General features: G+C 73.2%; 8 protein-coding genes. 6 read left to right on the top strand and 2 right to left on the bottom strand.

The window, feature by feature from the left end; translation table 11 throughout:
• Positions 1-214 precede the first annotated feature (214 nt).
• The 6 genes from FHS29_RS24115 to FHS29_RS24085 all read left to right on the top strand — a co-directional run bounded on the left by FHS29_RS24115 (position 215) and on the right by FHS29_RS24085 (position 8,963).
• Positions 215-2,569, top strand: coding sequence for a xanthine dehydrogenase family protein molybdopterin-binding subunit (locus FHS29_RS24115; protein ID WP_312865076.1), 2,355 nt, complete (start codon positions 215-217; stop codon positions 2,567-2,569).
• Positions 2,566-3,411: an FAD binding domain-containing protein gene (locus FHS29_RS38240; protein WP_184694092.1), complete on the top strand. Its 846-nt coding sequence runs from the start codon at positions 2,566-2,568 to the stop codon at positions 3,409-3,411. The genes FHS29_RS24115 and FHS29_RS38240 overlap by 4 nt, the downstream gene beginning before the upstream one ends.
• On the top strand, positions 3,408-3,905 hold the full coding sequence (locus FHS29_RS24105) for a (2Fe-2S)-binding protein (RefSeq protein WP_184694090.1): 498 nt from the start codon (positions 3,408-3,410) through the stop codon (positions 3,903-3,905). The genes FHS29_RS38240 and FHS29_RS24105 overlap by 4 nt, the downstream gene beginning before the upstream one ends.
• Positions 3,906-4,138: 233 nt before the next feature.
• Positions 4,139-6,052 carry a Xaa-Pro dipeptidyl-peptidase gene (locus FHS29_RS24100; protein ID WP_184694088.1) on the top strand — a complete coding sequence of 638 codons (1,914 nt, stop codon included), beginning with the start codon at positions 4,139-4,141 and terminating at the stop codon, positions 6,050-6,052.
• 428 nt (positions 6,053-6,480) lie between these two features.
• Positions 6,481-7,749 (top strand): dimethylsulfone monooxygenase SfnG, encoded by a 1,269-nt coding sequence (gene sfnG, locus FHS29_RS24095; protein WP_312865075.1) that lies wholly within the window; start codon positions 6,481-6,483, stop codon positions 7,747-7,749.
• Positions 7,746-8,963, top strand: a complete 1,218-nt coding sequence (locus FHS29_RS24085; protein WP_184694086.1) for an acyl-CoA dehydrogenase family protein — start codon at positions 7,746-7,748, stop codon at positions 8,961-8,963. Before sfnG ends, FHS29_RS24085 begins: the two co-directional genes overlap by 4 nt.
• A gap of 188 nt (positions 8,964-9,151) precedes the next feature.
• Here FHS29_RS24085 and FHS29_RS24080 read toward each other — a convergent pair whose 3' ends face one another.
• Both FHS29_RS24080 and FHS29_RS24075 read right to left on the bottom strand, forming a co-directional pair.
• Complete coding sequence (locus FHS29_RS24080) at positions 9,152-9,814, bottom strand: hypothetical protein (RefSeq protein ID WP_184694084.1); 663 nt, start codon at positions 9,812-9,814, stop codon at positions 9,152-9,154.
• 251 nt (positions 9,815-10,065) lie between these two features.
• Entirely contained in the window at positions 10,066-13,695 is a 3,630-nt protein-coding gene (locus FHS29_RS24075) for a BTAD domain-containing putative transcriptional regulator (protein WP_446689069.1), read from the bottom strand.
• Between the last annotated feature and the right edge of the window lie 240 nt (positions 13,696-13,935).

Raw genomic sequence — 13,935 nt, 5'->3', positions numbered from 1 at the left:
GAGTGGTTCGTGGTCGTTCCAGTGGACGCGATCGGCGGGCTGAGGTCTGCCGTGGGCAGTGGAGAAGGGACGATCGGGCAACCGTGTTGCCCTCGGTGTGCCGGTCATCTCCCTGTCGGTGATGGCGGCGCGTCCGGTTCGCACCTCGCTGCGTGGTTCTCCTGATCGGGGTTCGGTGGGACAGTGGTCGACAGGCCACGACGGGGAGGGTGACGTGGGGGAGAAGCTGATCGGTGCGCGGATGACCCGGACCGAGGACGTGCGGCTGCTCACGGGCCGGGCCCAGTTCGTGGACGACGTGCGGCCACCCGGTGTGCTCGAAGCCGCCGTGTTGCGGAGTACGGCTCCACATGCCCGGATCGTGCGCATCGACACCGCCGCTGCGGCTGCCCATCCCGGTGTGTTCGCGGTCGTGACCGGTGCGGACGTGCGGGCCGTGGTCAGGGCGCCGCAGCCGGTGATCTGGCGGCCTGATCCCGATGCCCGAATACCTCCGGCCTATCCGCTGGCCGTCGACAGGGTCCTGTACGAGGGGCAGGCGGTCGCGGCGGTCGCGGCGACGGACCGTGCGACCGCGGAGGACGCGTTGGAGCTGATCAAGGTCGAGTACGAGCCGCTGCCGGCGGTCACCACGCTGGACCAGGCGTTGGCTCCGGACGCGCCCCGGCTCCACCGGGAACTGCCGGACAACGTCGCGGGACGCATGGTGGTGGCGAAGGGGGACGTCGCGACGGCGTTCGCGGAGGCGGATGTCGTGCTGCGGCAGTCGTTCCGGTTCGCCCGGCAGATGGGCGCGCCGCTGGAGACGCGGGGCGTGGTGGCGACGTGGGATCCGTTCACCTCGCGGCTGGACCTGTGGTTGTCGACGCAGGCGCCGAACCTGGCCCGTGAGTTGCTCGGCGAGGTGTTGGGCCTGTCGGTGGACATGATCCGCGTGCGCACGCCGGACGTCGGCGGCGGGTTCGGCAACAAGTTCGACTTCTACGGCGAGGAGGTCGTGGCCGCGATCCTGTCCCGTGTGTCGGGCAGGCCGGTGAAACTGGTGGAGGACCGCCGGGAGAGCTTCGTCGCCACCGTGCAATCGCGTGAGCAGCACATCGACGTCGAGCTGGCGGCGAGGCTCGACGGCACCATCACCGGCTTGCGGGGCACGCTGCACGGGGTGCTCGGCGCGACGCTGAGCACGATCGGCATGAGTCCGTGCTGGACCGCAGCCGCGAGCATGACCGGCCCGTACGACATCCCGGCCTACGAGATGAACGTCGTGGGCGTGCTGACCAACAAGCCGCCCTACGGTTCGTACCGGGGCTTCGGGCTGCCGAAGGCGAACTTCGTGCACGAACACCTGGTCGAGATGCTCGCCCGGCACCTCGGCCTGGACGCGCACGCGGTGCGGCGCAAAAACTTCATCCCTCCTTCCGCCTTCCCGTACGTCAGCCCGGTCTTCGTCTTCGACAGCGGGCGCTACGAGGAGTGCCTGGACATGTGCCTGCGGGCGGTGCAGCGGGCCGGCTGGCCGTCGTTCGTGTCGGCGGCACGGGCCAGGGGCGAGGCGGTGGGGATCGGCTACTCGTTCCACAACGAGGTCACCGGTTTCGCGCCGTCGCGCATCGCCAACCAGTCCGGGCTGCAGAACGCGGGGTTCGACGAGGAGGTCGTGCGGATCGACTCGACCGGGCACGTGACCGTCCGCACCGGGCTGTCCGCGATGGGGCAGGGCCTGCACACCGCGCTGGCCCAGGTCGCCGCGCACTGCCTGGGGGTTCCGCTGGAGCACGTCACGGTGGTCTCGGGCGACACCGAAGCCTGCCCGTACACCGGCTACGGCACCGCGGCCAGCCGTGCGGCGGCGGTGGGCGGTGCGGCCGTGCTGAACGCGGCCACCCGGCTCCGGGCCAAGGTGCTGCGCGTGGCCGGGCACCTGCTGGAGGTCTCGCCCGACGACCTGGTCATCGACGACGGGGTGGTGTCGGTCGTGGGCGTGCCCGAGGCGGCGGTGACCCTGGCCCGGGTCGGGGACGCGGCTTACCGGCGGATCAACGGCCTGCTGCCGGAAGACGAGCTGCCGACCTTGGAGGAGCGCGAGGTCTACGACCCGAGCAACGTCGCGACGGCCTACGGGTGCACCGCGGTCCTCGCCTCCGTCGACGTCGAGACCGGGGTGGTGACCCTGTCGGGCTACTTGATCGCGCACGACTGCGGCACGGTGATCAACCCGTCGATCGTGGACGGCCAACTGCACGGCGGGGCGGCCCAGGCGATCGGCGGTGCCCTGTTCGAGCAGATCGTCCACGACGGGTCCGGACACGCGCTGACGCGGTCGTTCTCCGACTACCTGATGCCGATGGCCACCGAGGTGCCGCCGATCGGCGTGGAGCACATGGTCACGCCGGCCGACCACGTGCCGGGCGGCTTCAAGGGCGCGGGGGAGGCCGGGGTCGTCGGAGGTGGTGCCGCGATCGCGCACGCCGTAGCGGACGCGCTGTCCGACTTCGGTGTCACCGTCACGTCGCTGCCGATCACGCCGCCGTCGCTGCTCGCCGCGATCAGGAAGGGGGCCGGCCGGTGAAGGCCGCGCCGTTCGCCTACGTGCGCGCCGCCGGCGTCGGTGAGGCCGTCGCCGCCCTGTCCGAGGGCGCCCTGGTGCTGGCCGGTGGGCAGAGCCTGGTGCCGTTGCTGAACATGCGGCTGGTGCGCCCGCACACGGTGATGGACGTCAACCGGCTCGACCTGGCCCATCTCCACCGCTCGGGTGCGGATCTGGTCCTGGGTGCGCTCACCCGGCACCGCCAGGTGGAGACCTCTCCGCTGGTGCGGCGGGATGTTCCCCTGTTGGCGGCGGCGATGTCGCACGTCGGGTACGTCGCGGTCCGCAACCGGGGCACGACCGGCGGCAGCATCGCGCACGCCGACCCCGCTGCGGAGCTGCCTGCTGTCTGCGTCGCCCTCGACGCGTCCTTCACCGTCCAGGGTGCGCGCGGTCGGCGTGAGATTCCCGCCGGGGAGTTCTTCCTCGGACCGCACCGGACCGCGCTCGCCGCCGACGAACTGCTCGTCGAGACCCGGGTGCCCGTGCCGCCCGTCGGCAGCGGTCACGGCGTGGCGGAACTCAGCCGCCGCGCGAACGACCTCGCCGTGGTCGCGGTCGTCGCCTGCGTGGCGGTGTCGGAAGGGACCGTCACCTACGCCCGCATCGCGGTGGCCGGAGCCGCACCCACCCCGATCCGGGCCACCGTCGCCGAGTCGGTGCTGCTGGGCCGAACGCCCTCGGCCGACGTCATCGCCTCGGCCGCCGATGCCGTCGCCGACGCCACCGACCCGTCCGACGACCTCCGCGCCCCGGCCGCCTACCGCCGCGAGATGGCGGTCGTCCTCACCCGCAGAGCCCTCCGACAGGCGGTCACCTCGTGAAGCTCACCGTCACCTGCACCGTGAACGGCCGGGAGGTCCGCGCGGACTGCGAACCCCGCCGCACCCTCGCCGACTTCCTGCGCCACGACCTCGGGCTGACCGGTGTCCACGTCGGCTGTGAGCAGGGCGCGTGCGGTTCGTGCACCGTCCTGCTCGACGGAGCCACCGCCCGGTCGTGCTGCCTGCTCGCCGTCCAGGTCGACGGGGCGACGGTCACCACGGTCGAGGGCTTGGCCGACAACGGGGTCCTCGGCCCCCTCCAGGAAGCCTTCCGCAGCCACCACGCCCTCCAGTGCGGCTTCTGCACACCGGGGATGCTCGCCACCGCCACCGAACTGCTGCGGGACAACCCGCGTCCGACCGAGGCGCAGATCCGCACCGCGCTGTCCGGCCACCTCTGCCGCTGCACGGGCTACCAGCACATCGTCGATGCCGTCAAAGCCGCCGCCGATCCCGGGGAGCCCGAGGCCGGGGAGGAGCAGCACCGATCATGAAGCCGCGAGGCGGTCGGTACGGCACACCGGGCACGCCGACCTGATCCGCGAGGCCGTGGACGGACGCGTCGGCGAAGACCCACCCGCCGGGTGGCGTCCAGGATGCGCGCCGCGCCGACCGATCGCGGAGCGGTGCCTTAGCCCGGCTGTCTCCGTACGTTCCGCCCTACTGCCGCCCGCGCGTTTCCCCCAAGCTCGATCGAGGAGGGGCTTCACGTCGGGAAGGCGAGGCTATGCGCTCAAGTGTGGTGAAGGTGTTCGCGACGGTCCTGGTCCTGGCGGCCGCGGTGATGCCGGGCACGGCCGACGCGGCGGCGCGACCGGCCGGGAGCGAGCCGGTGTACGACTTCGGTTCCGCCATCAGGGAAACGGTGTGGGTGGACACCGGGCGCGACGGCGACGGGGACGGCAGGAGCGACCGGGTCGCCGCCGACCTCGTGCGTCCCAGGGAGGCCGCCGAACAGGGCATCCGGGTACCGGTGATCATGGACGCCAGCCCCTACTACTCCTGCTGCGGGCGGGGCGGGGAGAAGGAGCGCAAGACCTACGACGGTTCCGGGCGTCCGGTCGGCTTCCCGCTCCACTACGACAACTACTTCGTGCCGCGCGGGTACGCCGTGGTGCTGGTCGACCTCGCCGGGACGAACCGGTCGCGCGGCTGCGTGGACGTCGGAGGGCAGTCGGACATCGGTTCGGCCAAGGCCGTCGTGGACTGGCTCAACGGGCGTGCCACCGGGTACTCGGCGGCCACCGGCGGCAGCGCCGTGACCGCGGGCTGGACCACCGGGAACGTGGGCATGATCGGCAAGTCCTACGACGGCACGATCGCCAACGGCGTGGCCGCGACCGGTGTCGCCGGGCTGAAGACCATCGTGCCGATCGCGGCGATCTCCAGCTGGTACGACTACTACCGCTCGGACGGCGCGGTGGCGGGCGGCGGCTCACCGGCGGGCCTGGCGCAGACCGTCGCGGCGGGCAACCAGGGGCAGAACTGCTCGGCCGCCAACCGGAAGCTGTCGCAGGGCTTCCCCGCCAACGGCGACTACTCGGCCGCCTGGGCGGAACGCGACTACGTCGCCGCGGCGAAGAACGTGAAGGCGAGCGTGTTCGCGACGCACGGGATCAACGACCTCAACGTCAAGTCGATCAACTTCGGGCAGTGGTGGAGCGCGCTCGCGTCGACCGGCGTGGACCGCAAGCTGTGGCTGTCGCAGACCGGGCACGTCGACCCGTTCGACTTCCGGCGCGCCGAATGGGTGCGGGCGCTGCACCAGTGGTTCGACCACTACCTGCTGGGCATCGACAACGGCGTGGAGCGCACGCCCCGGGTGAGCGTCGAGCGTCAGCCGGACGTCTGGGTCGACCAGACCGCCTGGCCCGCGGCGGGAAGTCGCAATGTCGTGCTGCGGCCGGTCGCCGGCGGCACGGCCGGGCTCGGCACGCTGACCTCGGGTCGGGCGGTGGCGGGCAAGGCGACGTTCACCGACAACCCGCGGCAGAGCGAGACGACCTGGGCCGCGCAGCCGACGCAGCCCTCGGCATCCCGCGTGCTCTACACGACCGGGGTGCTGGCGCAGGACCTGCACCTGTCCGGCACCGGCACGGTGACCGCGACCGTGACACCGAGCACGGCGACCGCACGGATCTCGGCGGTGCTGGTGGACTACGGCCAGTCGACCATCCGCAACTACGGCGGACCCGGTGAGGGCATCCGGACCGGCACCGCCGAGGACTGCTGGGGAGCGAGCACCACCGGCGACGACGCCTGCTACCGGATCGCCACCGCCGACACCGTGAACGTCGGGCTGCACATCTTCAGCCGCGGCTGGGCGGACCTGGCCAACCACCAGTCGCTGAGCCGGGAGACGCAACTGGTGCCGGGCCGGCCGTACACGATCACGTTCCGGCTGGCGAGCACGGACAAGGTCGTGCCGAAGGGCCACCAGCTCGCGCTGATCATCGGCGGGACCGACGCGGGTTTCGTGTCCCCGCCGGCACAGGCGCCGAGGCTCACGGTGGATTTGGCGAACACGTACGTCACCCTGCCGATCGACGGCCCTGCGCCGGTGGCCGGTGCGGCGCAGCCGCTGCCCGCGACTCCGTCGCAGGTGGTGCCGGATCTCTCGGCGAGCCTCGAACGCGGTTAGCCACACCGATGTGCCGGCCGTGCCGCGCGGCACGGCCGGCACGGTCGTGGTGACCAAGTCGCCGATGCGGTGGCCCGCACGTCTCCGGTCCGACGTGCGGGCCACCGGCTGTTCAACACTCGCGTCATCGAGCGGTCCGCCTTCGGACGCGAGGACGGCTCGTCTCCGTCGGGCGCTGCCGACGCGGAAATGTAACCGTATGTTGCAGTGCGTGTTCACCCTGTGAGACTCCAGGTACGACGTGTTGACCGGGTGGCGCGGTGCTGTTGGAGTGGAACGGTGCCGCGACCGACCATGTTGACCAGGCGTCGGCACGTGGACTTCGTCCGCGTCGCCGCCCAGCACTGTTGCCGCCGATAGGCCGCGACAGTCCACGCTATGTCCTTTTCGGACAGACGCGCTCGTCACCACTACTCTGGAGTCCTGCCGTGCCCGAAAACCGGGAGCGGGAGCCGTTGAAGTTCGCCTACTGGGTGCCCAACGTCAGCGGTGGTCTCGTCGTCAGCGACATCGAGCAACGGACCGACTGGTCCTACGACTACAACCGCGAGCTGGCCGTGCTCGCGGAGCGGAACGGTTTCGAGTACGCGCTCAGCCAGGTGCGCTACATGGCCAGCTACGGCGCCGCCTACCAGCACGAGTCCACCAGCTTCAGCCTCGCCCTGCTGCTGGCCACGCAGCGGCTGAAGGTGATCGCCGCCGTGCACCCCGGACTGTGGCACCCGGCGGTGCTGGCCAAGTTCATCGCCACCGCGGACCACCTCTCCGGCGGGCGCGCGGCGGTCAACGTGGTCAGCGGGTGGTTCAAGGGTGAGTTCACCGCGCTGGGTGAACCGTGGCTGGAGCACGACGAGCGGTACCGCCGGGCCGAGGAGTTCATCCGCGTGCTGCGGGCGAGCTGGACCGAGGAGCCCGCGGAGTTCGCGGGCGACTTCTACCGGCTGCACGGCTACGACCTCAAACCCAAACCGCCGGAGGTGCCCGGCCGCGCCCACCCGGAGGTGTTCCAGGGCGGCAACTCCACCGCCGCGCGGGCGATGGCGGGACGGGTGTCGGACTGGTACTTCAGCAACGGCAAGGACTTCGACGGGATCACCGAGCAGATCGACGAGGTCACGGCCGCAGCGGCGGCGCACGGCCGCCGGGTTCGCTTCGGGCTCAACGGTTTCCTCATCGCCCGCGACACCGAGGCCGAGGCGCGCGAGACGCTGCGGGAGATCGTCGCCAAGGCCGACGTCCGAGCGGTGCACGGGTTCCGCGACGCCGTCCGGCAGGCGGGCAGCTCCACCGGTGACAACAAGGGCATGTGGGCCGACTCGACGTTCGACGACCTGGTCCAGTACAACGACGGGTTCCGCTCCCGCCTGATCGGCACGCCCGAGCAGGTGGCGCACCGGATCGTCGAGTACAAGCGGCGCGGGGTCGACCTGCTGCTGCTCGGTTTCCTGCACTACCACGAGGAAGTCGCCTACTTCGGCCGCCACGTGCTGCCGATCGTGCGCGACCTCGAAGCGTCCCTCGACACCTCCGCCGCCACCCCCGAGCCGACCGCCGCGCCGGCCCCGACCGCCACCCCCGGACCGACCACGACCCCCGGACCGACCACGACCCCCGGACCGACCACAGCCTCCGAGCCGACAGCCGCCCCCGAAGCCGAACCGACAGCCGAACCTGAGCCGATCGGAGTCCGACCGTGACGACCTCCGCACAGCACACCTGGGACACCACCCCCGCCGACACCGACGAGTGGATCGCCCGCGCGCAGCAGGTGGCCACGCTGCTGGCCACCGACGCGGTGGCCCGCGACCGCGCGGGCGCCACCCCGCACGCCGAAGTCCGGTTGCTCAAGGACTCCGGGCTGGTCACCCTGCTCGGCCCGGTCGAGCACGGCGGTGGCGGGCAGGACTGGACCACCGCCTACCGGGTGACCCGCGAGATCGCCGCGGGCGACGGCTCGATCGGCCAGCTCATCGGCTACCACTACCTGTGGTTCTGGGCCGCGAGGCTGGTCGGCACCCCGGCGCAGATCGCCGCGGTGGAGGAGCAGGCCACCCGTGACCGGTGGTTCTTCGGCGGTGCGGTGAACCCGCGCGACAACGACCTGGTCATCACCGAGGAGGGCGACGAGCTGGTGTTCACCGGCCGCAAGTCCTTCTCCACCGGCGGCAAGGTCTCCGACGTGACCGTGCTGGAAGGCGTGCTGGAGGGCACCGACAAGCACATCTTCGCGATCGTCCCGTCGGACCAGGACGCGATCGTGTTCGAGGACGACTGGGACAACCTCGGCCAGCGGCTCACCGAGAGCGGCAGCGTCCGGGTCGAGGGCGTGCGGGTCCCTTGGTCCGCCGCCGCCGGGTACGTCGGCAAGGAGTTCCGGCCCAGGACGTACAACACGCTCAACGTGCCGCTGATCCAGTTGGTGTTCACCAACTTCTACCTCGGCATCGCCAAGGGAGCCCTGACCACCGCCGCCGCCTACACCAAGGACAAGACCCGGCCGTGGCCCTACGCGGTGGACGTGAAGGCCGCCGCGGTGGAGGAGTTCCACGTCCTGGAGACCTACGGCGACCTCCAGGCCAAGCTGTGGGCGGCCGAGGCGCTGGCCGATCGGGCCGCCGTGCTGATCGAGGCGATCAACGCCCACGCCGACGAGGTCACCGAGCGGGAACGCGGTGAGGCCGCGGTCGTCGTCGCGGCGGCCAAGCAGCGCGCGATCGACACCGGTCTGGAGATCGGCACCCGGATCTTCGAGGTCACCGGGGCGCGGGCGACGGCCAACCAGGTCGGGCTGGACATCTTCTGGCGCAACATCCGCACCCACAGCCTGCACGACCCGATCGCCCACAAGCGGGCCGAGGTCGGCCGGTACGTGCTGCTGGGCGAGATCCCGGAGCCCACCTGGTACACGTGAGCCCCGGCCCGACCCCGCCGCCCCGGAGCCGGCACCGGGCGGCGACGGACGCATCCGAAGGCGCATCGGACGTCCCGGGACAGGGAGCAGGGGCAGTGGCCGGGCACCGCCGGTGCCGCGGGTGACGAGGCGGCGGGAGGAGCACCCCGAGTGCCCCTCCCGCCGTCACCGGTGTGCGCGGACGTCGGTCACTGCTGCCAGAGGAACGCGCCCTGGTCGTGAGTGGGGCAGATGTGGACGTAGGCGGAGCCGCCACCGTAGTTGGCGGTCGTCCCGGAATCGTGCCCCTCTTCGAGTTGGGCCACGAAACGCAGCGGCGCCGCGCACTCGCGGCAGCCGAGCGCCCGGTGGGACTGGAGCCAGGACGGGCTGCCGCCGAGTTGCCCGAGGACGTCCCGCCCCCGCTTGCCCGGGTCCTCGGCCCACGCCTCGCGGGCGGCTTCGTAGGGGTGCGAGAACTCCTCCGTGGGCTCGACGTCCGTCTCGAACAGGCGGACGGACGACACTTCGGCCAGCGTCGTCACGCCCTCGGGCGGAGCCTGCCGGACCGGCGCCGGGTCCGGCGGCAGGACGATCACCGCGTTGGCGCCCGAGTGCGCTTCCCACGTCTCGCACATACCCGGGTCGTTCTCGCACATGAAGACCTGCACCACCCGCCGGTCCCCGGTCGGCTCCCCGTGCTCGTCGACGAACGTGCCGTCCTGCTGGATGCGGGCCAGGAACTGCATGTTCCCCTTGCACGCCGCGCAGCGGGGCCACTCGACGTCCGCCGGGAGCAGCGGCAGGCCGCCGGTGCGGGTGATCGCGGCATCCTCCGCGGCGGGGCCGTCGTAGATCATGATCCTGGTCATGGGACGACTGTACTTTTCGGTCGCGAGCAGCACCGACGGCGGTGTGGGGCCGGTCGCCGGGTCGGCGTGCGTCGACCGGTCGACCCGTTCGTCCCTCTCCGGCCGCCGCTGTTCGTGCAGGGCCGTTCTCCGTCCCGGCGCGCGATGCCGACACCACGTGTCCACCGGTGCCGGACAGCGCGTCGGAGGAGCCGGCGGACCAGGGCGAGGGCACCGTCGTGCCCGATCGGGCAACGCGGTCCGGCCGGGGATCAGCTGTTCGCCCGGACGTGGTCGGTGATGCCGGCGCGCGAGTCGGTGCGCAGCCTGGTCGCCAGCCGTGACACGTGCGACTGCACCGTCCGCCTCGGCAGGCCGACCTCGTCCGCGATGTCCGGGTTCGACAGGCCCGCCGCGACCAGCCGCGCGATGCGGACCTCCAGCGGCGACAACGCCTGCCACCCGGTCTTCGCCGGTCCGCGGACGGCCGGCCCGGTGCGCGGGACACCCGCCGCCCGGCGGCGGTTCTCCGCGCGCTGGACGTCCCAGCGGGCCGCCAGCGACCCGAACAGCCCCACCGCCTCGGCGAACGCGGCCGACGCCTCCTCCGCGCGGTCGGCGGCGGCCAGCAGCACGCCGGCGTCCTCCAGCGCCGCCGCGCACTCCACCACGCGCCCCACCTCGCGGTAGTGGGCGGCGGCGGTCAGCACCGGGGCGGGGTCGCCGGTCACCAGGCTGCGGCAGTGCGCGGCGGCGGCTGCCGCCCGCGCGGGCAGCACCTCCTTGGCGGCCTCCTCCTCGCACACGGCGAGCGCTTCGAGCGCGGTGGCCCGGTCGCCCGCGGTGAGCGCGAGGCGGATCGCGTAGGGCAGCCACTGGTGGCGCAGCATCATCCGGGCGTAGTCCGGGCTCAGCACCGGGGCCAGGCGGGCGACCGCCTCCGCCGCAGCGCCGCGCTGCTCGGCCGCCAGCGCCGAGGCGACCAGGTAGAAGTCGCAGCTCTCCCGTTCCGAACCGGTCTCGGGGGTGTGCGCGTCGGCGGCCTCCAGGTGCGCCGCGGCGGCGACCCGGTCGTCGCGGTGCCCGGCGATGAGCGCCGCCACGCCGTGCATGAGCAGCGTGGCGGGCCGGGGTTCCCGGAGGCCGAAGAACGTGATGACCGGTCCGTCCTCGGTCACCGAGTCCACCTCGGCCAGCGCCTCGTCCCAGCGGCCGGTCCAGTGGTGGTGCACGGCCGCCGTCACCTGCAGGCCGGTGGGCAGGTGGTGGCGGACGGCGACCGAGCGCGCCGTGCAGACCGTGTTCTCCGCCTCGGTGAGGCGGTCGAGGTTCTGCAGGCTGAACACCCGGTTGTCCAGCAGGTCGAACCGCAGCTCGGCCAGGTCGGGGCGGTCGCCGACGGCGGCCAGCGCGTCGTCCACGTGGCGCAGCGCCTGTTCGTGGTCCCGCCGGATCGAGTTCACCAGCCACAGCGTCTGCGACGCGTGCGCGGTGGGGTACGGCTCGCCCATGGCCACGGCGTCCGCCTGCGCCCGCCACGCCGCGCGCTCGGTCGCGTCGAGGTCCAGCAGGTCGCCGCGCCGGATGTCGGCCAGCAGCGCCACCTGGCGGAGCCGCCAGACCTCCGGCAGGTCCGGCACGTCCAGCGACTCGCGCAGCCAGGCGATCGCGGTCGCCGTGTCGCCGCGCCGGTACCGCATGACCGCGCGCACGTACCGCATCTCGGCCGCCTCCGCCGCGTCGGTGGCCAGCGCCAGCGCCCGCTCCGCGTCCGCCTCCGGGAACCGCCCCATCCGGTACAGCACCCTCACCAGGGCGGTGAGCAGGCTGGCCCGCTGCACCGGGGTCGGCAGGTCGGTGTCCACGGCGCGGCGCAGCATCTCGGCGGCGATCGCGGGCGCGCGGTTGGCCACCGCCACGTGGTGGTCGGCCAGCCAGCGCACCACCCAGCCGTCCACCGGGATCTCCTCGGCCACCAGGTGCTCGGCGATCCGCTCGACCGGCACGCCCACCCCGGCCAGCGCTTCGGCGGCGTGCCGGTGCAGTGCCGCCCGCACCGACCCGGGCACCCGCTCGTGCAGCGCGTGCCGCAGGTACGGGTGCCGGAACGCCAGGCCGTCGCCCGCCTCCACGACGACGGTCGCGGCCACCGCCTCGTCCAGCACGCCCACCAGCTCCAGCGGCGACCGCCCGGTCACCGCGGTCAGCTCCGCCACCCGGAACTCCACGCCCAGCAGCGCCGCGAGCTGCAACACCTCCCGCGCGTCGTCGGACAGCACCTCCAGCGTGCGCTCCACGGCGGCCAGCAGCGTGCCCGGCACCTCGTCGGCGGCGGCCGGGTCGACGTCGGCGACGCCGCCCGCCACGCGCACGGAGGACCCGCGCACCAGGGCGCGGGCGACCTCGGTGAGGTAGAGCGGGTTGCCCACCGCGCGGCCGGCCAGCTCGCGCAGCACGTCGCCGGGAGGCGCGCCGACGGTGTGGGCGAGCAGCGCTTCCGCGTCGGCCGGCGCGAGCGGGCTCAGCGCCATGACGTACCCGTTGCGCGCCTCGACGGCGCGGCGCACCTGGACCAGTTCCCGCCGGCCGGGGTCGGCGCGGCTGGCGGCCACCAGCAGCAGCGGCAGCTGCCGGGTCGCCGCGGCCAGCCGGTGCCACAGCAGCACGCTGGCGTCGTCCGCCCAGTGCAGGTCGTCGACCACCAGCACCAGCGGCGCGGTCGCGCACACCTCGTCCACCAGGGCCAGCAGCAGGTCCACCGCGGCCGGGATCGCGCCGGGGTCGCCGCACAGCCGCGCCGCCAGCTCCGCGCGCCGCCGGTCCGGCGAGTCCGGGCGCACGTCGAGGCAGTTCACGACCACCTGGAGCGGGTTGCGCCTGCCCAGCTCGTCGGCGGCGGCCCAGGCCACCTGGCAGCCCCGCCCGCCCGCGTCCGCCAGCGCCGCGGTGAGCAGCGCGGACTTCCCGATGCCCACCTCGCCCTCGATCCACACGGCGGTGCCGCGCCCGGCGAGCACGTCGGTCACCAGTTCGCGCAGCTGCGCGGTCTCCTCGTCGCGCCCGACGAACACGCCGCCCGGCTCGCGGATCGCCCGTGCCACGCGCGGCGGCACGCAGAACAGCCCGCGCGGCGGCTCCGGTTCCGCCGGCGTGCCGGCCAGGATCTCCCGGTGCAGCTCGCGCAGCGCCGGACCCGGCTCGACGCCCTGCCCCGACACCAGCGCCCGGCGCGCCTCGCGGAACGCCTCCAGCGCCTCGGCCTGCCGCCCGGAGCGGTGCAGCGCCAGCATCACCAGCTCGCGCAGCGACTCGTGCCACGGGTGCTCGGCGATCAGCCCGGTCAGGTCCGCGACCACCTCGGCGTGCTCGCCCAGCTCCAGCCGCGCGCGGGCGTGCAGCTCCGCCACCCCCAGCCGCAGCTCGGCCAGCCGCTGCCGCTCCAGCTCGGCGAACGGACCGGGCACCCCGGCGTACGCGGCGCCGTGCCACAGCCCCAGCGCGGCGCCGAGCGCCTCCCGGGCCTCGGTCCAGCGCCCCGCCGCCAGCAGCCGGCCGCCCTCCTCGCGCGCCCGGTCGAACAGCTCGGTGTCCACCGCGCCCTCCGCCAGCCGCAGCGAGTACCCGGTGGACCGCGACCCGAGCGCCTCCCGGTGCGCCCCGAGCGCGCGGCGCAGCCCGGACACGTAGGTGTGCAGGCTGCCGACGACGCTCGCGGGCGGCTCGGCGCCCCACACCGCGTCGACCAGCTCGTGCCGGGACACCACCTGGTTCGCCCTGGCCGCCAGCACCGCGAACACCGCGCGCTGCCGGGCGTGCCCCAGCGCCAGCTCGTCCTCGCCGGACCAGGCGCGCACCGGTCCCAGCACGCTCACCCGCAGCTCGTCGGCAGAAGTGGTCGACACCAGCACCCCCGAAATCCCGCCCGCAGATTACTCAACGCGCCGTGACCCGCGGATCGGCCCGAAGCGGCGCGACGACCACCCCTCCGGAGCATCGAAATCCCGGTAGCGCAGGCAGGAAGGCTGGAAACCGCCCGCCGACGGCACGTCCGGCGCGGACGATTCCCGGTGGAGCAGGCAGGAAATGGGTACGGACGGGCAAATCGACTCAACAAATCTTGGCCTCGCGGCGTTGGCGTGGTG

It is taken from the genome of Saccharothrix tamanrassetensis (genome assembly GCF_014203665.1).
Classification (GTDB): domain Bacteria; phylum Actinomycetota; class Actinomycetes; order Mycobacteriales; family Pseudonocardiaceae; genus Actinosynnema; species Actinosynnema tamanrassetense.
The sequence above is the reverse complement of the archived record's forward strand: the minus strand, read 5'-3'. Positions and strand labels throughout refer to the sequence as shown.

Coding starts and splice junctions, on each gene's coding strand:
- FHS29_RS24100 (WP_184694088.1), top strand. CDS start 4,139: ATGCGCTCAAGTGTGGTGAAGGTGTTCGCGACGGTCCTGGTCCTGGCG.
- FHS29_RS24080 (WP_184694084.1), bottom strand. CDS start 9,814: ATGACCAGGATCATGATCTACGACGGCCCCGCCGCGGAGGATGCCGCG.